Raw genomic sequence first — 20050 nt, 5'->3', positions numbered from 1 at the left:
TGATTTCCGCAGGTGGCTTGCTTTTGTTCCTGTTATGTTCTATTTTACGAGCCACGCTAAGAAGGGAGATCCCCGATGGAAAGCACCACTTACGCCCTGCCCGCGACGCCCAAGCAGATCGCCTACGCCCGCGCGCTGGCCCTGCGCAACCAGACGCTTTTGCCGTGGGAGGTTCAGCAAGATCGGCGCTCCTTGAGCGCCTGGATCGACGCGCAGGCCAAGCTGAAGCCGGGCACGCAGGACAGCCGCCCGACATCAAAGCAGGTCGCCTTCGCCGAGCGTCTCGCCCGGATCAAACGCCGCGCCGTGCCGGAGGAGTGTTTCCGCGACAAGGGGCTGATGTCGAAGTGGATCGACGGGAACAAGTGAGCACGGCACCGGCTAGCTCCGGCCTTCCGGAGCTTCTGCCATACCGTGGCTTGGCAAACCGAGCGTAGTTGCCAACCTATAGATTGGCAGATTTGCCCTTTGGGACATCAGCCTCGGTCAAGCTCCTGTCCGAAGGACCAAGGTCTGGTCGCGGCGGCAGACCGGGACGTACACCGCTGAGACCTTCGGCAACCGCTGCAAGTCGTTGCCGTCTTTCGACCCAGCGTCTTCAGATCTCCCTTCACGTGGGGCTAGTCCATCAATTCTTTGGAAATGGTGATATTGGAGCGTCCATAACGCTGGAAAAGCAACCTCATCGAAGAAAACTATAGTGGTCTCTTGGGGCAGAGACGTCGCCTTCCTCAGCGCGTCTATAGGAAGCCCAGAAGACCGGCGGACTCAGTCCAAAGCCTCAAAGAACAACTGATGGTCACATGACTTCAAGTGCGTGACGTCCGGCCTGTTGCCGTTTGCCGGTTTCATGTCTTCGCCCCCCCAAAAAAAGCGCATGCGCCATTACTCGTCAGCCGACGGCAGTAAGCGAGTAGTGCGGTGTCCCATCCCAAACAAGATCCCAAGAAGCGCCCGGCCGGACGTTCTGGATGGCGTGGGGCTCGAAGCAGACGAGGCAATTCCCGCCCGGCGCGGGAGCCCGAACTGAGGGGTAGATCAGGCCCCGCGATCCAGCCCGGCGAAGATGTTGGGCCAGGCTTTGGCCCTCGGGATATCCGACAGCCGGATCGGGATGCAGCGCTGGGTGTTCCGGCTCATCGGTCAGATCATCGAAGATCCCGATGAAATCCGCCAACAATTCCACATAGCGAGCGCTGTCATGGAAGCTGCCGGTAAAGCCGAGTTCACGGGTGCGGTGCCAGGCCACTTCGCTGACAGAAACCATCACCTCCCACGCGCAGTACCAGGCGCCACGATCTTCGGTGTTGAAGCGGTTCCCGCCGGCGCGGGTATAGGTGAAGGCGGCGTTGACATGACTGTCGCCGTAAATGCGCAGATCGCGGCTGCGCCGCTGCCAGGCAAGCTCGCGCGGGTCCAGATGGGGATTGCGGCCACGTTCGGCCAGAAGGCGGCCGCTGGTCAGGCCCTCGATCACTGCGAGGATCTCCATCTCGTCATCGGTATCGACGAGACCGCGCAGGGATGGCGGCTTGTGGTAGGTAGCGGGCAGAAGACGAACGAGACCGCGATCGGAAATCTCGGTCTGCTTCATGCCCCACCACGCAGCGCATCCAGATAGGTCCGAACCGCGAGAATTTGCGGCAAGCCGCCGTCGATGGCGGTGTCAACCGGACGGCTGCCTCCGAACAGCGGGCCGGTGTTCGGTCGGGTGAACCAGCTTCGCGCGAGCGGCTCGGAGAAGTAGAGTTCGAGCGATTTGTAGATGCCGATCACCGCACTGAGTCGCAGCAGTTGATCCTTGGTCAGTTCTCCCGCAAAGTCCGGCTTCTTGGCGCGCTTCCACGTGCTCACCGTCATATCGGCAAGGCCAGCCGCTTCGTTCAGGTTAAGGCCCCAGGCATCGGCCACGCGCGCATAGGCCTTCAACGCGACGGCGTTGATCTGTGCGGGTTCTCGGATTTTCTCTGCGACGTACATGGCGTCCTCCATTGGACTGAATATAGATCATATGGCCTCGTTGTAAAGATCAAATGAACTGCCCGCGCTCTCACCCGAACCGGCGCCCTTCTTCGGTGAAGGTGTACTCGTTGACGATGATCCCCTCCTCTATGGCCTCGTCCGAGGTCAGGTGGTCGTATTCAGCCTCAAGCTGGCGGTAGACCCAGCGGGCGAGATCGCGCAGCGCCTCGGTCACAATCTCTTCGGCATCCTCGCTGGGCGGCTGCCAGGTCGGGCTATCGCGGGTGACGTCCACGGACATGCAGTATTCGTGGTAGTAGCGGCCGCGGTGGCTGACCTCGGCAGCGATCTGGTAGAAATTCCGCCGCTGGATGGCCTGCAGGCGGTCGGCGATGCCATGCAGCGTCGCGTCGGTCGGGGCGTAGTCACGGATGCGTGCAGCGACGCCCTTGGTGTGGCTGAGATAACCTTCGAAGCAAGCCCCATCCCCTTGGCTCCAGAATCCTGAGAACCAGATGCAGGGTTTGGCCCGCGTCCCGCCGCCCATCAGGCGCACGGGCGTGGTTTTGAGCCGGACGCCGAGAATATCGCAGATACGCTCGAAATCTTCGTAGACCGTGTCCCACCAATCGTCGTGAGGCCCAAGCTCGCGATACCAGCTGCGCGCCTTTTCCTTGGCTGCATCTGAAAGCTCGGGGAACTGGTAGACGGTGGTGCAGATGACCTCAGGCATCGACGTCCTCCCCGTTCAGCGCGGCGGCCAGCCATTCATGGCTGCTCGTCCAGCCGACGCATTTCCGCGCGCCGAGGTCGATGACATGCGCGCCGCCGCCGAAGGCGTCGAGGCGAGGCCGGGAACAGGTCAGACCATACTGGAACCCCCAGAGGCCGGTGAGGTCGAGGTCTTCTGCCAGGCGTAGCACGAAGCGGATAACCGCCTCGACATCGCCGTGCTCGTCGTCATGGATCCAGAGGGTGCTGCCCTCAGGCGCATCCTGGTGCACGAGGTCGAAGCCTGCGACCTCCGGGTCATCGGCGTCCTGATCGGCTTCGCGCAAGCTCTGGAACAGGGCAAGGGCCCGGGCGGCCTTGTCGGGCGTGCCGACGTCGATCAGGCATGAGAAATGGGTGAAGTAATCCGCCATGGGGACCTCCTGAGATTGAGAAACCCGGGCCTAGGGGCCGGGCGCTGGATTGGGATGAAGGGTTGGTTGGAAGCGATCAGCCGGTCGGATTGTCGCCCGATGCCTGCCGTGCGGCATGCGCGCAGAGCATCTGCCGGTAGAAGGGGTGGATTCCGGTAGGGGGCAGGATTGTATCACAAGGCCCTAACGCCCCCACTTTCCATTCAATTTGAGCCGTATGGCCGCCTTCGTGGCTGCCAAGACGCTGGCACGCCCGTTTGGTGGCTGTGAAGGTGGCAAGAAATAGGGATGATTACTTCACAAACCGGACACATCCAGCCTCAGCCCCCCAGATGCGCCACGACGCACGGTGCTGTCACAACGTCGTCCCAGTTTATCGAGTGGTTTTCGGGGACACTTTCTGCATCAGCAAAATCAAGAAGTTATGAGGCAGAAAATCCAATAGGTTCAAATGGTACACAGTCGCCGGATTTTCTTATGTTACGATCCTGCCCCCTACCGGAATCTACCCCTAGAAGCGCTTGCGCGCCGTCCGGAAGCTGCGCACGGCGCGCGTATCGGGGTGCAGCGCCCGGACCGCCGCGCGCAGAACTGTCTGGGGCGATGCCGTCGGCGGCAGACCGAGGCGCAAGTATGCGGGATCAGTCATGTCAGCTGACCTCGACCACGGGCGAGGCGAGATGCGGATCGACCAGCGCTTCGATCTTCTCCGACCGGCCCATCCAGGGTTCGGGCCGGATGGCCTTCACCCAATCGGCAAAGCTCGGGATGAAGCCGAGATCTTCTTTCACATGTTGTTCACCAACCCATCGGGTCGGGATGATGCGCCCGGTCGAGAGCGTGAGGGTCTGGCCGAAGATCGTCTCGGCCATGAATATGCCCTCAGCATGGTGCCGCAGGGCCCGGTGCCGAAAATCGGCAGTGATCTCCTTGCTTTGGTCGAACCATGTATGCACCGCGATGAAATCATCAACCGTGCCGCCCCATTTCTTCACTGAGGACAGGGCGTGGTGGTAGGGATGTGCCATCGTCGCCCCCTCAGAAATCGTGCGTGTAGAGTTCGGACGAAGTGAAGCGCTCATTGAACTCGAGGTGGATGCAACGGGCCGCGGCGTCGAAGCAGAACTCGCCGTAAGCGCCGTCGTTGTTTTCCCAACCGCCATGGGTGTCGGAGAGGAAGTCGTAGGTGAGCTGCTCGACGACATCCTCCAATGACAGGTTGCGCATTTCGACCTCGGGATCATCCCACGTCAGCGCGGCATAGGGGATTTCAGTCGCGGGGAAGTCGACAGCCGTCTCACCCGCCCAGGCGCCGATGCTTTCGATCTGGCCGCTGTCACCAGCACCGTCGAAGGTCACGGTGACATGGGTGATGCCGGCGGCCATGAGGCCATCGAACAGGCGGTCCTTGTTGCCCGGGCGCAGGGCGAGGGTCCGGGCGGTGCGTTCGGCATGCGCGGCAAGGATCGCCCCGAAATCGACGGTCGAAGGCCGCAGCGGGGCGGCCAGAGTGGGTTCAGTCTGGGTCATGGATAACTCCTTTCGGTGAGGACAGGTCAGACCCCCGGGTGGCGCACTCTTCTGCCCCCCGAAGGCTCAAACCCTTCCCATCCCTCCTCTGTCTCTCGGGCGTCACGCCGCGATCTGCAGCGCGCGGGCGGCAAAGGCGCGCCAGAGCGGATCGACCAGACGCGCATCCAGCAGATCAGCACGGTGACGCAGCCGCTGCGCCAATTCAGGCTCGTGCCAGCCAGTGGCACGGCAAGCATGGGCGCGAAGTTGAACCGCCTCGGTCACGACGCCCCGCGCCTCAAGAGCATTGGCGACAGGGTGGCACCAAGCCACAGCGCCATGACTGGCGGCCCCGGCAAGAACCAGGCGCTGGTCGTAATCAAGGATGGCCAGAAGCTGCGGCGCTGCATCGGAGCCGTTGTCCTCGGCAAGTTCAAACGCCCCCTGCATGGCATCGGCCAGCGTCGCAAAACGCTCAACGACCACGGGGGCAGCGGTGCCCGACATCAGGGCTTCCGGCGTCCGGTGCATCCGCGTCAGCGCGAAAGGCAGGCTGGGATCAGAAGCGACAGTCCCACCATTTGCGACAGGACCCATCAGGCGCGGGCTCGGTTGGAGCGGCAGGGGAAGGTCAAACATGGCAATATCTCCAACGGCGCGGGAAGCCACTCTCCCCGCCTCATCCGTCAAAGACCAAACCGCCGCCCTCTTCCTCGAAGGGGCGACGGCAGCAAGTCTGGTGCCACGATCAGAGCTTGCCGAGGGCCCGCAGGCTCAGCTCCGTTCCGGCACCGACGATGATGTGGTCATGCAGCGTCAGGCCGAGATACTTGCAGCCCTTCTGGATCTCCTTGGTCATACTGAGATCGGCTTCCGACGGCGTCGGATCGCCCGAAGGGTGGTTGTGGATCACCCATTTTAATCTACTATTATATTGAATATGCTATATATTAATACTTTTTGAGAGTAGGTGGGGACGTCGTTCGGGGTATGTAGGTCGTGCTCTAGTATGATCATCACGCTTGATCCTCTACCTGCACGTCGGTTCGAGCCAAAACACGGCAGTTCACTTTGTTCTTTTCGTCCCAGGCATCGAGCTCGCTCTCAGGATAGAGTACCGCTTTGCCAATCTTGACGAACGATGGACCAATCTTCATGGATCTCCAGTTCCGCAGGGTTCCGGGCGAAACTGTTCCGCGATAGCGCTGAGAAACCTCCTCGGGTGTAAGAAATCTGTTGTCTGCCATGATGGTCTCCTCGCGTTGGGTACCACGCGGTGACTGGGTGACTAGATGCGGCAGCGTTCTTCAGTCACGGTCAGCGAGCGTCTAGGCTGTTCGTTCATTTGCGGTCACGGATGAACATGCGCCCTCTTAAAAAGCGGAGAAAGCAGAAAACTACTATCGTAGGGTTGCCGGTTAGTCCCGGCTAAACATCGGTGGGTTTGCTGATCGGCGTCGATCTATGATTTGTCAGAGGAGGATGCTCTGAAACGAGCTTCCCATCTGGCCCCCAGTGTCGTGACAATCAATACATGCAGAAAGTGACGCCCGATAATTGACGCATCGCGTGAGTCCGCTTAAATTTGTTTGTGATCGCTTACTAACCAAAGAGGCGCCCCGTGCGCAAGTCAGCAAAACTCCGCAAGGCCGAGATCGTGGCCACCGTGCTCGATCTGACCGACCGGATCGGGCCGGACCGGGTGACGACAGGCGCCGTCGCGTCGCAGATCGGCGTCACGCAGGCGGCGCTGTTTCGGCATTTTCCGACCAAGGCGGCGCTGTGGCAGGCCGTGGCCGAGCATGTCGCCGAGCGGATGACAACGGCCTGGGACGAAGCTCTCAACCTCGGCAACGCGCCGGTTATCCGGTTGCGCGCACTGATTGCCGCGCAATTCGCGCAGATCGCTGCGACCCCCGCCCTGCCGATGCTGCTGTTCTCACGTGAACTGAACGTCACCAATGCGGAACTGCGCGCCACGTTTCACGGCAGGCTCACGGCCTTTCGTGGCCTGCTTGCGCGGGAGGTCGGCGCCGGGCAGCAGGCGGGCGTGCTTTGGGACGACGTCGCCGCAAACGATGTGGCGGTGCTGCTGACCGCACTCGTGCAGGGGGTGGCAATCCGCTGGGCGCTCGGCGCGCGCGATTTCAACCTTCGCGAGGAGGGATTGCGGCTGTTCGACGTGCAATGCCGGCTTCTGGCTGTGCGAGGAGAATAGACGATGCGGCGCATCTCGTTGTTGGGCGTGGTGCTGGCGGCCGCCGTTGGGGTCGGCTTCCTGTTCTTCACGGAGCGCCCGCTGACGGTGACGGTCGTTCAGCCCGTACACGATGTGACCCTTCGCATCTACGGGCTCGGCACCGTCGAGGCGCGCATCCTCAGCCGTGTCGGCTTCGAGGTGGGCGCCGCGCTGACCCGGCTTTCCGCCGATGCTGGGGACAGCGTGACTAAAGGGCAGGAGCTTGCCGTACTTCATTCCACAGAGCAGGAAGCGCGCGTGGCGCGCGCCCGCGCGGCGGTGGCGGCGAACGAGGCCAATCTTGCCAAGGCCGGCGCGGCGGTGGTGCGCGCCCGCGCCGTGCTGGCCGAGCGCGAGGCGGCGAACCGGCGCCAGCAAGGGTTGGTGCAGCGGGATGTCGCCTCGGCGCAGCGCGCGGAGGAAACGCAGCGCGACGAGGACGTGGCCCGCGCCGATCTGGCGGTGGCCGAGGCGGATGTCGCAGTGATCCAGGCGCAAGGCGCGGATGCGGCGGCGGCCCTGCGGCAGGAGGAAGCCTTGCTCGCCCACCACCGGCTGGTCGCGCCCTTTGATGCACAGGTCGTGACCCGCCATGCCGAGGCGGGCACGGTGGTGAAGGCCGGCGATCCGATCTTCACCCTGATCGACCCGGCCACCATCTGGATCCAGGCTTATGTCGACGAGGAGCGCGCCGGCCAGCTTGCCATAGGCCAGCCGGGCACGATCCGGCTACGGTCCCAGCCTTCGGCCGAGTTCCACGGTTCCATCGCCCGCATCGGCATCGAAAGCGACCGGGTGAACGAGGAGCGCCGCGTCTGGCTGACCTGCTCCGACTGCCCCGCCGAGATGTTCCTCGGCGAACAGGCCGAGGTGCGCATCACCACCGGCAACAGGGACAGCGCGCTGATGGTTCCCGAAGTCGCCATCACCGGCTTCGACGGCCATCGCGGCATGGTCTGGACGGTGCAGGACGGCCGCCTTGCGCGGGTGGGGCTGACCTTCGGCGCCCGCGATGACCGCGGCCGGGTCGAGGTCACCGGCGGCCTGCCCGAAGGTGCCACCATCGTCGCCGGCCCGCCCAAAGGCGCGGCCGAGGGCCGGCGCGCCCGTACCAGCGAGGCGCCATGAACCTCGCGCTCAAGGACATCCGCCATGGCCTGTTCCGGTTCGTGCTGACCTGTTTCGGGCTGGGGCTGCTGATGACGGTCGTGCTGGCGATGATCGGTATCTATAACGGCCTCGTCTCGGACGCGCTGGCGGTGGTAAAGGCACCTGCCGCAGATGTCTGGGTGGTGGAGGCCGGCACCAAGGGACCGTTCGCGGAAGCCTCCAGCATCCCCGCCGACACGCGCGACGCGGTGGCGCGGATGCCCGGCGTGGCCGAGGCCGGCGCGGTCAACTATCAGAACCTCGAAGCGCCTCATGCCGGGCGCACGCTGCGACTCTATGTCGTCGGCTACGAGCCGGGCCGCCCCGGCGGGCCGCAGGCGATCGCCGAGGGGCGCGGCATCGGCGCCGGTCATTTCGAACTGGTGGCCGACCGCAAGACCGGCCTGCTGCCCGGCGAGACGATCCGGCTCGGGCGCAACCGCTTTACCGTGGTCGGGCTGGTCGAAGGGGCGATGAACTCGGGCGGGGATCCGGCGGTCTATGTGACGCTGGCCGACGCGATGGCGCTTCAGACTGAACTCGACCCCGCCGCCCAGCGGGTGCAGGCCGCGCGCGGGGCTGTCTCCGTCAAGTCCGCATCGGTCGCCGCCATAATTGCCCGCATGGCACCGGGCGCCGATGTCGATCTGCTGACCGCGACCGTGCGCCAATGGAAGCACCTCGCCGCCATGACCCAGGCCGAACAGGAGGAACTGCTGCTGGCCTCGGTCGTCGACAAGGCGCGCCGCCAGATCGGGCTGTTCCTCGGCATTCTGCTGTCCGTCAGCGCCGTGGTGATCGCCCTCATCATCTACACCATGACCATGGAAAAGCTGAAGCAGATCGCCACGCTGAAGCTGATCGGCGCGCCCGACCGCACCATCATCGGGCTGATCGTGCAGCAGGCGATGATCCTTGGCGCTTCGGGCTGGGGGATCGGGCTGCTGCTGATCCTGACGGTCAAGGACTATTTCCCCCGCCGCGTCGTGCTGGAGCCGTTCAACGCCATGGTCCTAGCCGGGATCATCGCCGCCGTCTGCCTCTTGTCCTCGGCGCTTGGCGTGCGGGCGGCGATGAAGGTCGATCCGGCCACCGCGCTGGGGGGCTGAGATGGCGCTTGGCGACACCCTGATCGAAGTCACAGGCGTGGCCAAGCATTTCGGCGAGGGCGAAACCCGCGTCGATGCCCTGCGCGCGGTCGATCTGACGGTGCGCGCCGGCGAGGTGATCGCCCTGCTGGGGCCATCGGGGTCGGGCAAGACGACGCTGCTCAACGTCATCGGCTGCATCCTTGCCCCCTCGGCGGGCCGCGTGGTGCTGGATGGCGAGCCGGTGTTCGACGGCAAATGGCTGCGGCGTGATCTGCGCCGGCTGCGGCTGGACAAGATCGGCTTCATCTTCCAGTCGCATAACCTGCTGCCCTTCCTGACCGCGCAGGAAAACGTCTCGGTGGTGCTGGACCTTGCCGGCTGGCCCCCTGACGAAGGCCGGGCACGGGCGCGTGAATTGCTGGATTATCTGGAGGTCGGCCATCGCGCGATGGTCAAGCCCGCGCTGCTGTCGGGGGGCGAGGCGCAGCGCGTGGCGATTGCCCGCGCGCTGGCCAACCGCCCCCGCATCATCCTTGCCGACGAGCCCACTGCCGCGCTGGACGGCGCGCGCGCCGGGCTGGTGATGGACCTCATGCGCCGACTGGCCGTCGAGCAGGAGGCCTGCATCGTCACCGTCACCCATGACGAAAAGATCTTCGACCGCTTCGACCGCCTGATCCACCTGCGCGACGGCCATCTGGTCAGCGCGTGACGGGCTTGCGGGGAGGCAGACATGACCACAAGACCCTGCACCCCGATCCTGCAACTTCACCCGTCCTTGAAAAGGCACAACCAAGATGCAACCGACATCCTATTCCAGACCCCAGATCATCCTGCATTGGGTCATTGCAACCCTCGTCTTTTTCCAGATCTTCATGCATGACGGCATCGTCGGGGCATGGGACGGGCGGATGGACGGCACGCTGCCGAACCAGCCGACGATCAATCCCCATGCCGTTGCCGGCGCGCTGATCCTGGTTCTCGTCCTGTGGCGGCTGGTGCTGCGCCGTCGGCGCGGCGTTCCGGGCCTGCCGGAAGGCGAGCACCCGGCCCTGAAGGCTCTGGCAACGGGCACGCATGCGGCCCTCAACCTCCTGCTGATCCTGATGGTGCTTTCCGGCGCGGCCGCCTGGATGACCGGCATCGAGGCAATCGGCGATGCCCATTCCATCGCGCGGTTGGTCCTGGTTCCGCTGGTCATCCTGCATATCCTCGCGGCGCTTTACCATCATTTCTGGCTCAAGACCGATGTGCTGCGGCGCATGCTTGGCCGGCCCTGAGGCGCGGTCCGTTCCGCGTATCGCACCCCATGACCCATGGCGGGCCGGGTCACACCCACCCGGCCGATCCCCAAACCCCGGAGGAAGACATGACGACAAGATCGCGCACCCTGACCATTACCGCCGCCGTGGCGACGGTCTTTGGCCTCCTGACCATCGTTTCGGGCGGCAGGGCGCTGTTCGGCGGCGTCGATATGGGTGCAGCGGTGCCCTTCGTTCTGTGGTTCAACTTCCTTGCCGGGTTCGCCTATGTTCTGGCTGGAATCGGCCTGTGGCGCGGCGCGGGCTGGGCACCGATGCTGTCGCTGGGCATCGCGCTGGCGACAGTGGCGGTCTTTACCGCCTTTCTGTGGCATGTGGTCTCGGGGGGCGCATGGGAGGCGCGCACCATGGGCGCGATGATCCTGCGCAGCAGCATCTGGATCACGATTGCCGCACTTGCCTTTCGCGGCCGCCGCACCCACTGATCAAGGCATAAACCCAAGCCAGCCAGCGACTGCGGCCCCATGCCGCAGTCGTGCCAGCCAGGACCCTGACATGACCAAATCCTCTTCCATCGACCTGTCCATGGCCCTTTCGCTGGCCACCGTGCTGGGCCTCGCAATGGCGGCTGCCGGGCGGTGGCTGCCGGGCGAGGCATGGGCACCCATCGAGCTTCCGGGTCTGGTGCTTGCCTATCTGGCTGGTGGCCTGCCGACCGGCTGGCGCGCGCTTTCGACCCTGTGGCGCGAGCGGGTGCTGGACATCGACCTGCTGATGATCGCCGCCGCCATTGCCGCCGCAATCGTCGGTGCCCCGTTCGAGGGCGCGGTGCTGCTGACGCTGTTCAGCATCTCGACCACGCTGGAGGAGCGCGCGCTTGGCCGGGCGCGCCGCGCCATCGAGGCGCTGATGGCGCTGCGCCCCGAGACCGCCTTGCGCAAGACCGCCAACGGCACCGTCGAGGAGGTGCCCGCCGAGGTGCTGGCCGTCGGCGATGTGGTGGTGCTGCGCCCCGGTGCGCGGGTGCCCAGCGATGGCGTGGTCGTCACCGGGCGCGGTGGCATCGACGAGGCCAATATCACCGGCGAATCCATGCCCGTGTCGAAAGAGGCCGGCGCGCAAGTGTTCGAGGCCACGATCAATCTGGATGGCGTGCTGGATGTCGAGGTCACGCGTAGCGTCAGCGACAGCACCATCGCCCGCATGATCCGGCTGGTGACCGAGGCGCAGGCCGCCCGCGCCCCGTCCGAGCGGTTCAGCGAATGGTTCGGGCAACGCTACACGGTCGCCGTCATGGCGGGCGCGATGCTCGCCTTCGCCGCCTTCTATTTCCTGGGACACGACTGGGAACAGGCGCTTTACCGGGCTGCGACATTGCTGGTCGCGGCCAGCCCCTGCGCCATCGTCATCTCGGTTCCCGCCGCCATCCTGTCGGCGCTGTCGGCGGCGGCGCGGGGCGGTGTTCTGTTCAAGGGCGGCGGCGCGCTGGAGACGCTGGCCGAGGTCGATATCTTCGCCTTCGACAAGACCGGCACCCTGACCACCGGCCGCGCTGCGGTGACGCGGCTGGTCGCGCTGGACGGCGATCAGGCCGGCTTCCTGTCGCTGCTTTCCGGGCTGGAGGCGCATTCCGAACACCACATCGCCGCCGCCATCCACCGCGAGGCCCTGGCCCGCGACTTGCAGCCGGTCGCGGTGACGGATGTGAACGCAAGGCCCGGCATCGGCATCGAAGGCCGCGATGCCTCTGGCCCGGTCTGGGCCGGCAACCCCTATCTTGCGCAGGCGATGGGCGCCCCGCTGGATCACCCCGCCCTGCAATCCTTGGCCGAAGGCGCGGACACCGTGGTATATCTGGGCCGTGGCGCGCAGGTGCTGGGCGCGGTCACCGTCGCCGATGCGCCGCGCGGCAGTTCGGCCCCGGCGCTGGCGGCTTTACGCAAGGGGGGCGTGCGCCGCATCGTGATGATGACCGGCGACCGCCGCCCGGTCGCACTGCGCATCGGCACGCAGCTTGGCCTTGCCCCCGACGAGATCCACGCCGAAATGCTGCCCGAGGACAAGGTTCGCGCGGTCGGTGCGCTGACCGACAGCGGCAAGGTCGCCTTTGTCGGCGACGGGGTGAACGACGCCGCGGCGCTGGCCCGCGCCGATATCGGCATCGCCATGGGCGCGGCGGGGTCCGAGGTGGCGCTTCAGGCCGCCGATGTGGCGCTGCTCTCCGAGGATATGGAGCGGCTGGCCGATGCGCAGCGCCTGTCGCGCCGAACCTCAAGGGTGATCCGGCAGAACCTGACCTTTGCCATCGGCGCCATGGTGGTTCTGGTCATCGGCGGGCTGTTCTTCGACCTGCCCTTGCCGCTGGTGGTGATCGGCCATGAAGGCGGCACGGTGCTGGTGGTGCTGAACGGGCTGCGGCTGCTGTCGGACCCGATCCGCCGGCCCAAGGCACCGGCGGGCGGACAGGCATTGCCGGGCGCGGCGCTGCCGGCCTGGCCGGCGGGGCGTTAGTCCCGAAAGGCGCGCAGATGGGGGAAATCGCCCCTTTGCAGATACGCCTCCTCCTCGGGCGTCGAGTTGCGGCCAAGGGTGGCGTTGCGATGCGGGTGGCGGCCAAAGCTGGCGATGACGCGGCGCACCTTGCCGGCCTGATCGACCAGCGAGGCATAGAGCGGGCGCAAGGCCGACGGCGCGCGGGCGGCAATGTCGCGCCGCAGGGCAATCAGCCGGTCGATCCGGGCCAGATGGTCCGGCCCCTCGGCATGGCCCAGAGGCTGGGTGAAGGCGATCTGGAACCACGGCAGGCCAAGTGCCGCCCAGTCTCCGTTTTCCAGCCCCGCCAGCGCCTGCGCCAGTGCTGCCGGGTCTTGCGCATATGCAAGCGCGCTGCCCCGCCACAGCGAGCGCGGGAACTGGTCCAGCACCACGATCAGCGCCAGCCTGCCCCCGGGCGTTGCCGCCCAATGATCCAGCGCCCCCGCCGCGCCGCGTTCGGTCAGCGGGCCGAACCGCGCCGCAATCTCACCGTCCGCGCCGCCATGCATCCGCCAGCGCCACAGCTTGGCATGGCGGTCGGGGTCGATGTCCAGCGCGCGGCCCTCGGGGAACCAGAAATCCAGAACCTCGCGGATGTCCCGAACATCATTGCTATCGGTCATGTCATCCCCCATGAAAACGCCCCCGCGCCATGGACACGGGAGCGGAATTGTCGATGAGGCACAAGCGCCTAGGCGGTCGCGGGCACCGCTGCCTGCGCAGGCCGGCGTCCGCCGGGACCGCGCGGGACGCGCAGCAGGCGCATGGCGTTGGCGATCACCACCAGCACCGAAAGCTGGTGGATCAGCATGCCCTCGGCCATATGCACATCGCCGCTGAACACGCCAAACAGCAGCCCGGCCACGGTCAGCAGCGCAATGACGAGGTTCTGGCGCATATTGCTCAGCGTCGCGCGGGAAATCGCCATCGCCTCGGGCAGTTTCTCCAGATCGTCGGCCATCAGCGCAATGTCGGCGGTCTCGATCGCCACGTCCGAGCCCGCGGCCCCCATGGCGATCGAGGTATCAGCGGCAGCCAGCGCTGGGGCGTCGTTAATGCCGTCGCCGATCATGGCGACATGGCGGCCCTCGGCCTGAAAGCGGCGGATCAGGTCCAGCTTGTCCTCGGGCATCAGGCCGGCATGAACCTCGTCGATGCCGATCTCGGCGGCGATGGCCTGGGCGGCCTGCGGCTGGTCGCCGGTCAGCATGGCGATGCGGCTGACCCCGATGTCGCGCAGCCGGGCAATGGCGCCCTTGGCCGAGGGGCGGGGCTGGTCGGACAGCCCGAAGATGCCCGCGATGCGCCCGTCCAGCGCCACGATGATCGGCGTGCGCCCGCGCCCGAGAACCCCGGCCAGCGCGGCCTCGGCCTCGGCGTCGAAACCGATGCCCAGCCGGTCGAACAGCCGCCGGTTGCCGGCCGCGACCTGCCGCCCGTCGTGGTGGACCACCAGACCCATGCCAGCCACTTCCTCGACCGTCTCGGGCGCGGGAATCTCGCCCTCGGCACGGCCGGCCTCGATAATCGGGCGGCCCAGCGGGTGGTCCGAGCCGGATTCGGCGATCGCCGTCCAGTGCAGCAATTCGGCACGATCGATTCCGCCAAGAGGCACGATCTCGACCAGGCTGGGGCGGCCCTCGGTCAGGGTGCCGGTCTTGTCCAGCGCCAGCATGTCGATGCGGCCGGCGCTTTCCAGATGCTGCCCGCCCTTGATGAGGATGCCCGAGCGCGCCGCCCGCCCGATGCCGGCGACGATGGAGACCGGCGTCGAGATCACCAGGGCGCCCGGACAGGCCACCACCAGAAGGGTCAGCGCGAGGCGAATATCCTGCGTCACCGCCCAGGCACCCAGCGCCAGCACCATGATGCCGGGCGTATACCATTGGGCGAAACGCTCGATCATGCGCTGGCTGGGGGCGCGTTCCTCCTGCGCCTCTTCGACGCGGCGGATGATCCGGGCCAGCGTGGTATCGGCGCCGATGCCGGTGGCGCGGATGCGCAGCACGCCATTTTCCGCGATGGTGCCGGCATGGACGTGGGAGCCGGGGGCTTTCTCGGCCGGGATCGGCTCGCCGGTGATGGCGGCCTCGGACACGGCGGCGTTACCGTCGATCACCTCGCCATCGACGGGGATGCGGTTTCCGGCGCGCACGAGCACGACCTCATTCGGCTGGACGGCACTGGCGGCAATCTCGACCGGCTGGCCGTCGCGGATCACGGTGGCGACCTCGGGCGCGGCCTTCAGCAGATCGGCCAGCGCGCCACGGGTCTGGCGCAGGGTGCGGGCTTCAAGCCAGGCGCCGAAGCTGAACAGGAAAGTAACGGCGGCCGATTCCCAATATTCGCCGATGAACAGCGCGCCAATAGCCGCAACGGTCACCAGCAACTCGATCGAGAAATGGCGAATTCGCAGCGCGTGGAACGCCCGCCAGGCGATGTCAGAGCCGGCGATAAAGGCCGCCGCCAGCATAGATGCCGCCCAGAGCCCGCGCAGGCCGAACCCGTAAAGGGCGATCAGGCCCAGCACGATCAGGCTGCCGCTGATGATGGTCAGCCACTTCCTGCGGCTGGCCGACTGGTGAAGAATTGTCAGGATAGGGGTCAACATGCGGGGCCTCGTGATGTGAAGGCCCGGCCGCGCGGGCAGGCACGGCCGGGCTGGAAGGGATGGGTCAGAATGCGGCGGGGCGGGCCTCGTAGCCGGTGGATTTCACCACCGAGACAAGGGCCTCGACCGGGGCGGATGCGGGGTCATGCTCGACCTCGATGCGGCCGGTGTTGAAATGCACCTTGGCGGCGGTCACGCCGGGAGTTGCCGCCAGCGCCTTCTCGATCTTGGTGACGCAGGAGGGGCAGGAAAATTCGTCGCTGCGCAGGATGGTCTTGGTCATGGCTGGTTCCTTTCATGTCGCCGCCCGGTGGGGCGGTCATTGCTTGTGAACTCAAGATATGCTGTCCTTTCAGGATCAGGAGTGGCAATTTCGACAAGGGATCATTGCATGAATGCACAGGCGCAGGATTGGGACGATCTGCGGTTGTTTCTGGCCGTGGCGCGGGCGGGGTCGCTTTCAGGGGCGGCGCGCAGCCTTGGCGTTACCCATTCCACCGTCTTTCGCCGCATCGGCGCGTTCGAGGCGCGGTTGCGGGTGCGGCTGTTCGACCGGCTGCCCGGCGGCTATGCTCTGACCCAGGCGGGCGAGGAGATGCGCGATTCCGTCATCCGCATCGAGAAAGAAATCACCGCGCTGGGGCTGAAGGTTACCGGACAGGACCAGCGGCCCACTGGGACGATCCGCATCACCACGACCGACCTGCTGGCGGTGGGTGTGCTGCCCCGCCACGTCGCCGCCTTCCGCGCCGAATGGCCCGAGATCGAGATCGAGGTGGTGGTGGCGGATACGGTGCTGGACCTGACCCGGCGTGAGGCCGATGTCGCGTTGCGGCTGGGCAATCCGGGGCAGGAAACGCTGGTCGGGCGGCGTGTCGGGCGGCTTGCCTTCGCTGTCTATGGTGCGGCGGGCCTTCATGCGCGGGGGGCGGACGATCCGGCCGATGGCGACTGGATCGGCTACGGCTCGGCCCATGGTCCGCTCAGCCGCCGCCTGGCCCGCTGGTGGCCGGATGCGCGACAGGTTTACCGGACAAACTCGATCATCGCCGCCCATGCCGGTGCGAAGGCGGGGATCGGACTTGCCGCCTTGCCTTGCGTGATCGCCGATTGCGACCCCAGCCTGATCCGCGCCGCCGCGCTGCCCGAGGACTTCATGCTGGACCTGTGGTTGCTGATTCACGAGGATCTGCGCCAAACCGCGCGCATCCGCCTGTTTCTGGACTTCATGGCGACGGCCCTGGCGGCCGATGCCGACCTGCTGGAGGGGCGCTGCCCGTGCAAGACAAGGCCGGCGCAGGCGTGACGCCCGCGCCGGCCCATGCCTGCGCCCGTGGCGTCAGTCGATCATCTGCCAGCCGGGATGCTCGAAATGCTCGCCATAGGCGTTCAACGCCTGAACAATCGTCACCGCGCCAGTCTCGACCTCGCCGGCCTCCAATGCCGAGATGCCGGTCATCACCTCACCAAGGACGATATGGAACTGCTCGTCTACCTCAGGTTCCAGCACACAGTTCTCGACCATGAAATCGACCTGCTTCTGGACATCGGCAGCGACCCCATTCGCGGCATCGGCCGGCAGGGTGCCGTTGTGGATCGCGGCCAGGTTCGCGGCCATGGTTCCGTGAATCGCGGTCATGCCGGTGATCATGTTCTGATCGCCCTGCCATTTGGCGCCATCGTTCAGCGTGATCTCGATAGCCCCCGCGCCATGGCTGTCATGTCCCTGGGATTGCGCGGCGGCAATGCCAGCTGACCCCAGCGCGAGGGCGAGAGCGACAGCGACGGTGGTGAAAGATTTTACAGTCCGCATAGTGATCTCCTGTATCTGCCAAGTGGTTCTGGCCGCGGCGGGCATCGACAGACGCAGCCGGGCTTGGGATAGACATAAGCTGTCCGTTTTCGCACGAGAATTGACAAAACCTGCAAAGACCCATTGCACGAATGGACAGACCTCAGGCACAATCCAGACCCTCGCGGCCTGCCGCCGATACCATCGGGCTGTCGAACAACGCCCCGACGGCATGGGTCCGGATGCCGCCTGCCTCGCGCATCAGAAACAGCGCATCGAGGGAAAGGCGTGCGGCGAGTTCGCCGCCCGCCTGCGGACCCTGCACCATCAGCGCGGTTGCCCAGGCATCGGCTTCGGCACAGCTGCCCGTGACGACCGTGACCGAGGCCGGCGACGACCGCAGCGGGCCGCCCGTCGCCGGGTCCATCGTATGCGACAGGCGCTGGCCCTGAACGGTGATATGATGCCGGTAATCGCCCGAGGTGGCGACGGCGGCATCTTGCAGCATCAGGACCGAGTGGCGCGCGCGGCGTTCGGGATCCGGCGCCTCGACGGCGACGGTCCAGGGCATGCCGTCGGGCCGCAGCCCGGAGGCCCGCATCTCGCCGTCGATGCCAACAAGGAACCCGGTGATGCCGAAGCCCTGCAACATTTCGGCCAACCTGTCGACGCCGTAGCCCTTGGCGATGCCGTTCAGGTCGAGCGTGATGGGTGCATGTTTTCGCGCCAACCCGGCCGCGCGGTCGATCTCCAGCACCTCATGCGCGGGCGGGCGCGTGATTACCATGGTCGCACGGATAGCTCCGGCATCGGCCTCCTCGGGGCCGAAACCCCAGGCGCGCACCGCATCGCCCATGCCGATGTTGAAAGCACCGCCCGATACAGCCCCGATCCGCAGCCCGAGGTTCAGCACCTCGGCCAAGCCGGCAGGAACGGCCACCCAGGCGCCTGCGGGCGCCCGGTTTAGGCGCATTAAGTCGCTGTCGGGTTGCCATGTCGACATCGCGGCATCGACCTCCGTCACGACCGCTTGCAGGGCAGCCTGCACCGGGGCGGGGTCCAGCCCGGCATCGGCGTGGAAAAGCGCCGACCAGCGCGTGCCCATGGTCGGGCCGTTCAGCGCGTGGCGGCCCGGGTCAGTAGATATCTTCGGCATAGCGCCCCTCCGCTTTCAGCGCGAGCGGGGTAAGGCCCGTCGGCGCGAGGATGTCGGTCAGCGCCTCGGCCACACCCGAGGCCATGTCGCGCCCGCCGCAGACCATGATGCGCGCCCCTTCTTGCACCAGCCGGATCAGTTCAGCGCTCTCGGCCCGCAGCGAGTGCTGGACATAGCGCGGCTTTGCCCCGCGCGAGTTCGCGGTGGTCAATCGCGCCAGACGGCCATCGACCTGCCAGCCGGCCAGATCGTCGCGATACAGGAAATCGCTGTCGGGGTGGCGCATCCCGAAGGCCAGATGGATGGGCCGCTTGCGGCTGTTGCCCCGGATGAAGCCCGCAAGCGGGCCGATTCCGGTGCCAGCGCCGATCAGGATCAGCGGCGAGCGTCCTCCTGCGGCATGGAAAGCCGGATTGTGCCGGACCAAGGCGCGGATCGCCTGGCCCGGCTCCAGCGCCAGAAGCTGACCCGAGCAGAGGCCGCCGGGATGCTTGCGCACCACGATCTCGACGAACCCGTCGCGCCGTCCGGACGCCAGCGAGTAGAAGCGCGGCAGGTCCGCACCCTCGGGCAGAACGCCGAGGAGATCACCGGCCTGAAACCGGCCACACCCCCGACCTGTCAGCCGTTGCAAAAACGTCGCCTCGGGTAGGGCAAAGCGCAGGATCGTGGTCGGCGCCTGCACCTCCGCCCCGTAATCACGGCGCGAGATCAGGGTGAGCCGCCCCGTCACGGGCGGGGTTGGCATATGTTCGAGCGTAAGCTCGATCCCCAGCGCCGCCCCCAGGGCGCGGCCCCAGCGGGCGAAATCCTGCGGCGACTGGCGATCGACCGTGTCGAAGGGCATCAATTGCGCCCAGCCTTTGGCAGCAGCCCGCTTCGCGACTTCATCGGCGAACGCGCAGAACGCGGGAAAGCTGCGATCGCCGAAACCAAGCACGGCAAGCGGGGCCTCAGGGACGGATTCCAGCGCCGCGAGGCGTTCAATGAACCCCTTCGCCGTGGCGGGAGCCTGTCCCTCGCCCCAGGTGGCGGCGAGAATGACGAACCGTTCGGCCTGCGGATAGCGCGCCGGCTCGAAACCGGACATTGGCGCGACATGAACACGCTGGCCCGCCGTGGTCAGCGCATGTTGGAGCGTCGCAGCGAAACCCCAGGTGCTGCCGCCCTCCGAGCCCACCAGCAAGATGGTCGCAGCGCCGTTTGCAGGATGATTGCCACGGAGACGCGGTCTTGACCGCCGCTCCGCGAACCAGAGCACAAGACCACTCACCCCTATTGCCGGCACGCCGAGCGCCAGCACACCCAGCACGAGGCCGAGAGATGCGGCCCCCTGCCCGGTATGCAGCATGTAGATGGTTTCAGATATCCGTTCCCACATCGTCAGCTCGGCCCAGGCCAGAAGCTCACCCGTCCCCTGATCGAGATAGCCGGTGCCGCGATCCGTCTTCAGAGTGAAGGCGTCCGTGGCGTCGCCAGGATAGGGAAAGCTCAGCTCGCGCAATTCCGTGACAGCAATCACGGAGAGCGGCTCCATCGCAGCAAGCGAGACCCCGGTGCTGCCGCTGACCTCAGTCGGAAAGGCCGGCGGTGCGG

General features: G+C 66.1%; 24 protein-coding genes. 9 read left to right on the top strand and 15 right to left on the bottom strand.

The window, feature by feature from the left end; all coding sequences use genetic code 11:
- The first annotated feature begins 75 nt into the window (after nt 1-75).
- Entirely contained in the window at nt 76-369 is a 294-nt protein-coding gene (locus tag ACK8OU_RS15420; protein ID WP_410304303.1) for a hypothetical protein, read from the top strand.
- Nucleotides 370-892: 523 nt separating this feature from the next.
- Here the strand turns inward: ACK8OU_RS15420 and ACK8OU_RS15415 are convergent.
- The 9 genes from ACK8OU_RS15415 to ACK8OU_RS15375 all read right to left on the bottom strand — a co-directional run bounded on the left by ACK8OU_RS15415 (nt 893) and on the right by ACK8OU_RS15375 (nt 5866).
- Nucleotides 893-1594: an RES family NAD+ phosphorylase gene (locus ACK8OU_RS15415; protein WP_410304302.1), complete on the bottom strand. Its 702-nt coding sequence runs from the start codon at nt 1592-1594 to the stop codon at nt 893-895.
- Nucleotides 1591-1992, bottom strand: coding sequence for an antitoxin Xre-like helix-turn-helix domain-containing protein (locus ACK8OU_RS15410; RefSeq protein WP_410304301.1), 402 nt, complete (start codon nt 1990-1992; stop codon nt 1591-1593). The genes ACK8OU_RS15415 and ACK8OU_RS15410 overlap by 4 nt, the downstream gene beginning before the upstream one ends.
- 58 nt (nt 1993-2050) lie before the next feature.
- The gene (locus ACK8OU_RS15405) at nt 2051-2695 is read right to left on the bottom strand and encodes an antitoxin of toxin-antitoxin stability system (RefSeq protein WP_410304300.1); all 645 of its coding nucleotides are present in this window, start codon (nt 2693-2695) and stop codon (nt 2051-2053) included.
- A complete protein-coding gene (locus ACK8OU_RS15400) occupies nt 2688-3107 on the bottom strand; it encodes a hypothetical protein (protein ID WP_410304299.1) in 420 nt (139 codons plus the stop codon). The genes ACK8OU_RS15405 and ACK8OU_RS15400 overlap by 8 nt, the downstream gene beginning before the upstream one ends.
- A 650-nt stretch (nt 3108-3757) precedes the next feature.
- The gene (locus ACK8OU_RS15395) at nt 3758-4135 is read right to left on the bottom strand and encodes a DUF6915 family protein (RefSeq protein ID WP_410304298.1); all 378 of its coding nucleotides are present in this window, start codon (nt 4133-4135) and stop codon (nt 3758-3760) included.
- A gap of 10 nt (nt 4136-4145) precedes the next feature.
- Nucleotides 4146-4637: a DUF6878 family protein gene (locus ACK8OU_RS15390; RefSeq protein WP_410304297.1), complete on the bottom strand. Its 492-nt coding sequence runs from the start codon at nt 4635-4637 to the stop codon at nt 4146-4148.
- 102 nt (nt 4638-4739) lie between these two features.
- A complete protein-coding gene (locus ACK8OU_RS15385) occupies nt 4740-5258 on the bottom strand; it encodes a DNA repair protein RadC (protein ID WP_410304296.1) in 519 nt (172 codons plus the stop codon).
- A gap of 109 nt (nt 5259-5367) precedes the next feature.
- Entirely contained in the window at nt 5368-5532 is a 165-nt protein-coding gene (locus ACK8OU_RS15380; protein ID WP_410304295.1) for a JAB domain-containing protein, read from the bottom strand.
- 103 nt (nt 5533-5635) lie between these two features.
- Entirely contained in the window at nt 5636-5866 is a 231-nt protein-coding gene (locus ACK8OU_RS15375; RefSeq protein ID WP_038145517.1) for a helix-turn-helix transcriptional regulator, read from the bottom strand.
- Nucleotides 5867-6240: 374 nt separating this feature from the next.
- Here ACK8OU_RS15375 and ACK8OU_RS15370 point away from each other — a divergent pair, with 374 nt between their 5' ends.
- The 7 genes from ACK8OU_RS15370 (at nt 6241) to ACK8OU_RS15340 (ending at nt 12871) form a co-directional block, all read left to right on the top strand.
- Nucleotides 6241-6837: a TetR/AcrR family transcriptional regulator gene (locus tag ACK8OU_RS15370; RefSeq protein ID WP_051855734.1), complete on the top strand. Its 597-nt coding sequence runs from the start codon at nt 6241-6243 to the stop codon at nt 6835-6837.
- Between the two features lie 3 nt (nt 6838-6840).
- Nucleotides 6841-7986: an efflux RND transporter periplasmic adaptor subunit gene (locus ACK8OU_RS15365; RefSeq protein ID WP_038145515.1), complete on the top strand. Its 1146-nt coding sequence runs from the start codon at nt 6841-6843 to the stop codon at nt 7984-7986.
- Entirely contained in the window at nt 7983-9116 is a 1134-nt protein-coding gene (locus tag ACK8OU_RS15360; RefSeq protein WP_038145513.1) for an ABC transporter permease, read from the top strand. The genes ACK8OU_RS15365 and ACK8OU_RS15360 overlap by 4 nt, the downstream gene beginning before the upstream one ends.
- 1 nt (nt 9117) lies before the next feature.
- Nucleotides 9118-9810 carry an ABC transporter ATP-binding protein gene (locus ACK8OU_RS15355; RefSeq protein ID WP_038145510.1) on the top strand — a complete coding sequence of 231 codons (693 nt, stop codon included), beginning with the start codon at nt 9118-9120 and terminating at the stop codon, nt 9808-9810.
- Nucleotides 9811-9895: 85 nt separating this feature from the next.
- Complete coding sequence (locus tag ACK8OU_RS15350) at nt 9896-10378, top strand: cytochrome b (RefSeq protein WP_038145508.1); 483 nt, start codon at nt 9896-9898, stop codon at nt 10376-10378.
- Between the two features lie 89 nt (nt 10379-10467).
- The gene (locus ACK8OU_RS15345; RefSeq protein WP_038145505.1) at nt 10468-10845 is read left to right on the top strand and encodes a hypothetical protein; all 378 of its coding nucleotides are present in this window, start codon (nt 10468-10470) and stop codon (nt 10843-10845) included.
- A 70-nt stretch (nt 10846-10915) separates the two neighbouring features.
- A complete protein-coding gene (locus tag ACK8OU_RS15340; RefSeq protein ID WP_410304294.1) occupies nt 10916-12871 on the top strand; it encodes a heavy metal translocating P-type ATPase in 1956 nt (651 codons plus the stop codon).
- Here ACK8OU_RS15340 and ACK8OU_RS15335 read toward each other — a convergent pair.
- The 3 genes from ACK8OU_RS15335 to ACK8OU_RS15325 all read right to left on the bottom strand — a co-directional run bounded on the left by ACK8OU_RS15335 (nt 12868) and on the right by ACK8OU_RS15325 (nt 15789).
- Nucleotides 12868-13518: a DUF924 family protein gene (locus tag ACK8OU_RS15335; RefSeq protein WP_410304293.1), complete on the bottom strand. Its 651-nt coding sequence runs from the start codon at nt 13516-13518 to the stop codon at nt 12868-12870. The genes ACK8OU_RS15340 and ACK8OU_RS15335 overlap by 4 nt on opposite strands.
- 68 nt (nt 13519-13586) lie before the next feature.
- Nucleotides 13587-15506 (bottom strand): heavy metal translocating P-type ATPase, encoded by a 1920-nt coding sequence (locus tag ACK8OU_RS15330; protein WP_410304292.1) that lies wholly within the window; start codon nt 15504-15506, stop codon nt 13587-13589.
- Nucleotides 15507-15570: 64 nt separating this feature from the next.
- Nucleotides 15571-15789 (bottom strand): heavy-metal-associated domain-containing protein, encoded by a 219-nt coding sequence (locus ACK8OU_RS15325; protein WP_028714023.1) that lies wholly within the window; start codon nt 15787-15789, stop codon nt 15571-15573.
- Between the two features lie 108 nt (nt 15790-15897).
- Between ACK8OU_RS15325 and ACK8OU_RS15320 the strand changes: the two genes are divergently transcribed.
- The gene (locus tag ACK8OU_RS15320; protein WP_410304291.1) at nt 15898-16812 is read left to right on the top strand and encodes a LysR family transcriptional regulator; all 915 of its coding nucleotides are present in this window, start codon (nt 15898-15900) and stop codon (nt 16810-16812) included.
- Nucleotides 16813-16845: 33 nt separating this feature from the next.
- Here ACK8OU_RS15320 and ACK8OU_RS15315 read toward each other — a convergent pair whose 3' ends face one another.
- The 3 genes from ACK8OU_RS15315 to ACK8OU_RS15305 form a co-directional block, all read right to left on the bottom strand.
- Nucleotides 16846-17319 carry a hypothetical protein gene (locus ACK8OU_RS15315; RefSeq protein WP_410304290.1) on the bottom strand — a complete coding sequence of 158 codons (474 nt, stop codon included), beginning with the start codon at nt 17317-17319 and terminating at the stop codon, nt 16846-16848.
- A 142-nt stretch (nt 17320-17461) separates the two neighbouring features.
- Nucleotides 17462-18454, bottom strand: coding sequence for an FAD:protein FMN transferase (locus ACK8OU_RS15310; RefSeq protein WP_410304289.1), 993 nt, complete (start codon nt 18452-18454; stop codon nt 17462-17464).
- The gene (locus ACK8OU_RS15305; protein WP_410304288.1) at nt 18435-19991 is read right to left on the bottom strand and encodes a flavodoxin domain-containing protein; all 1557 of its coding nucleotides are present in this window, start codon (nt 19989-19991) and stop codon (nt 18435-18437) included. Before ACK8OU_RS15305 ends, ACK8OU_RS15310 begins: the two co-directional genes overlap by 20 nt.
- Nucleotides 19992-20050: the final 59 nt, after the last annotated feature.

It is taken from the genome of Pontitalea aquivivens, from assembly GCF_046507575.1.
Taxonomy (GTDB): domain Bacteria; phylum Pseudomonadota; class Alphaproteobacteria; order Rhodobacterales; family Rhodobacteraceae; genus Pontitalea; species Pontitalea aquivivens.
Note: the sequence above shows the minus strand (reverse complement) of the source record. Positions and strands in the feature narration are given on the sequence as shown.

Excerpts from the sequence above, each read along its gene's own strand:
- ACK8OU_RS15420 (WP_410304303.1), top strand. The coding sequence starts at position 76 with ATGGAAAGCACCACTTACGCCCTGCCCGCGACGCCCAAGCAGATCGCC.
- ACK8OU_RS15415 (WP_410304302.1), bottom strand. The coding sequence starts at position 1,594 with ATGAAGCAGACCGAGATTTCCGATCGCGGTCTCGTTCGTCTTCTGCCC.
- ACK8OU_RS15410 (WP_410304301.1), bottom strand. The coding sequence starts at position 1,992 with ATGGAGGACGCCATGTACGTCGCAGAGAAAATCCGAGAACCCGCACAG.
- ACK8OU_RS15405 (WP_410304300.1), bottom strand. The coding sequence starts at position 2,695 with ATGCCTGAGGTCATCTGCACCACCGTCTACCAGTTCCCCGAGCTTTCA.
- ACK8OU_RS15400 (WP_410304299.1), bottom strand. The coding sequence starts at position 3,107 with ATGGCGGATTACTTCACCCATTTCTCATGCCTGATCGACGTCGGCACG.
- ACK8OU_RS15395 (WP_410304298.1), bottom strand. The coding sequence starts at position 4,135 with ATGGCACATCCCTACCACCACGCCCTGTCCTCAGTGAAGAAATGGGGC.
- ACK8OU_RS15390 (WP_410304297.1), bottom strand. The coding sequence starts at position 4,637 with ATGACCCAGACTGAACCCACTCTGGCCGCCCCGCTGCGGCCTTCGACC.
- ACK8OU_RS15385 (WP_410304296.1), bottom strand. The coding sequence starts at position 5,258 with ATGTTTGACCTTCCCCTGCCGCTCCAACCGAGCCCGCGCCTGATGGGT.
- ACK8OU_RS15375 (WP_038145517.1), bottom strand. The coding sequence starts at position 5,866 with ATGGCAGACAACAGATTTCTTACACCCGAGGAGGTTTCTCAGCGCTAT.
- ACK8OU_RS15365 (WP_038145515.1), top strand. The coding sequence starts at position 6,841 with ATGCGGCGCATCTCGTTGTTGGGCGTGGTGCTGGCGGCCGCCGTTGGG.
- ACK8OU_RS15360 (WP_038145513.1), top strand. The coding sequence starts at position 7,983 with ATGAACCTCGCGCTCAAGGACATCCGCCATGGCCTGTTCCGGTTCGTG.
- ACK8OU_RS15355 (WP_038145510.1), top strand. The coding sequence starts at position 9,118 with ATGGCGCTTGGCGACACCCTGATCGAAGTCACAGGCGTGGCCAAGCAT.
- ACK8OU_RS15350 (WP_038145508.1), top strand. The coding sequence starts at position 9,896 with ATGCAACCGACATCCTATTCCAGACCCCAGATCATCCTGCATTGGGTC.
- ACK8OU_RS15345 (WP_038145505.1), top strand. The coding sequence starts at position 10,468 with ATGACGACAAGATCGCGCACCCTGACCATTACCGCCGCCGTGGCGACG.
- ACK8OU_RS15340 (WP_410304294.1), top strand. The coding sequence starts at position 10,916 with ATGACCAAATCCTCTTCCATCGACCTGTCCATGGCCCTTTCGCTGGCC.
- ACK8OU_RS15335 (WP_410304293.1), bottom strand. The coding sequence starts at position 13,518 with ATGACCGATAGCAATGATGTTCGGGACATCCGCGAGGTTCTGGATTTC.
- ACK8OU_RS15330 (WP_410304292.1), bottom strand. The coding sequence starts at position 15,506 with ATGTTGACCCCTATCCTGACAATTCTTCACCAGTCGGCCAGCCGCAGG.
- ACK8OU_RS15325 (WP_028714023.1), bottom strand. The coding sequence starts at position 15,789 with ATGACCAAGACCATCCTGCGCAGCGACGAATTTTCCTGCCCCTCCTGC.
- ACK8OU_RS15320 (WP_410304291.1), top strand. The coding sequence starts at position 15,898 with ATGAATGCACAGGCGCAGGATTGGGACGATCTGCGGTTGTTTCTGGCC.
- ACK8OU_RS15315 (WP_410304290.1), bottom strand. The coding sequence starts at position 17,319 with ATGCGGACTGTAAAATCTTTCACCACCGTCGCTGTCGCTCTCGCCCTC.
- ACK8OU_RS15310 (WP_410304289.1), bottom strand. The coding sequence starts at position 18,454 with ATGCCGAAGATATCTACTGACCCGGGCCGCCACGCGCTGAACGGCCCG.
- ACK8OU_RS15305 (WP_410304288.1), bottom strand. The coding sequence starts at position 19,991 with ATGGAGCCGCTCTCCGTGATTGCTGTCACGGAATTGCGCGAGCTGAGC.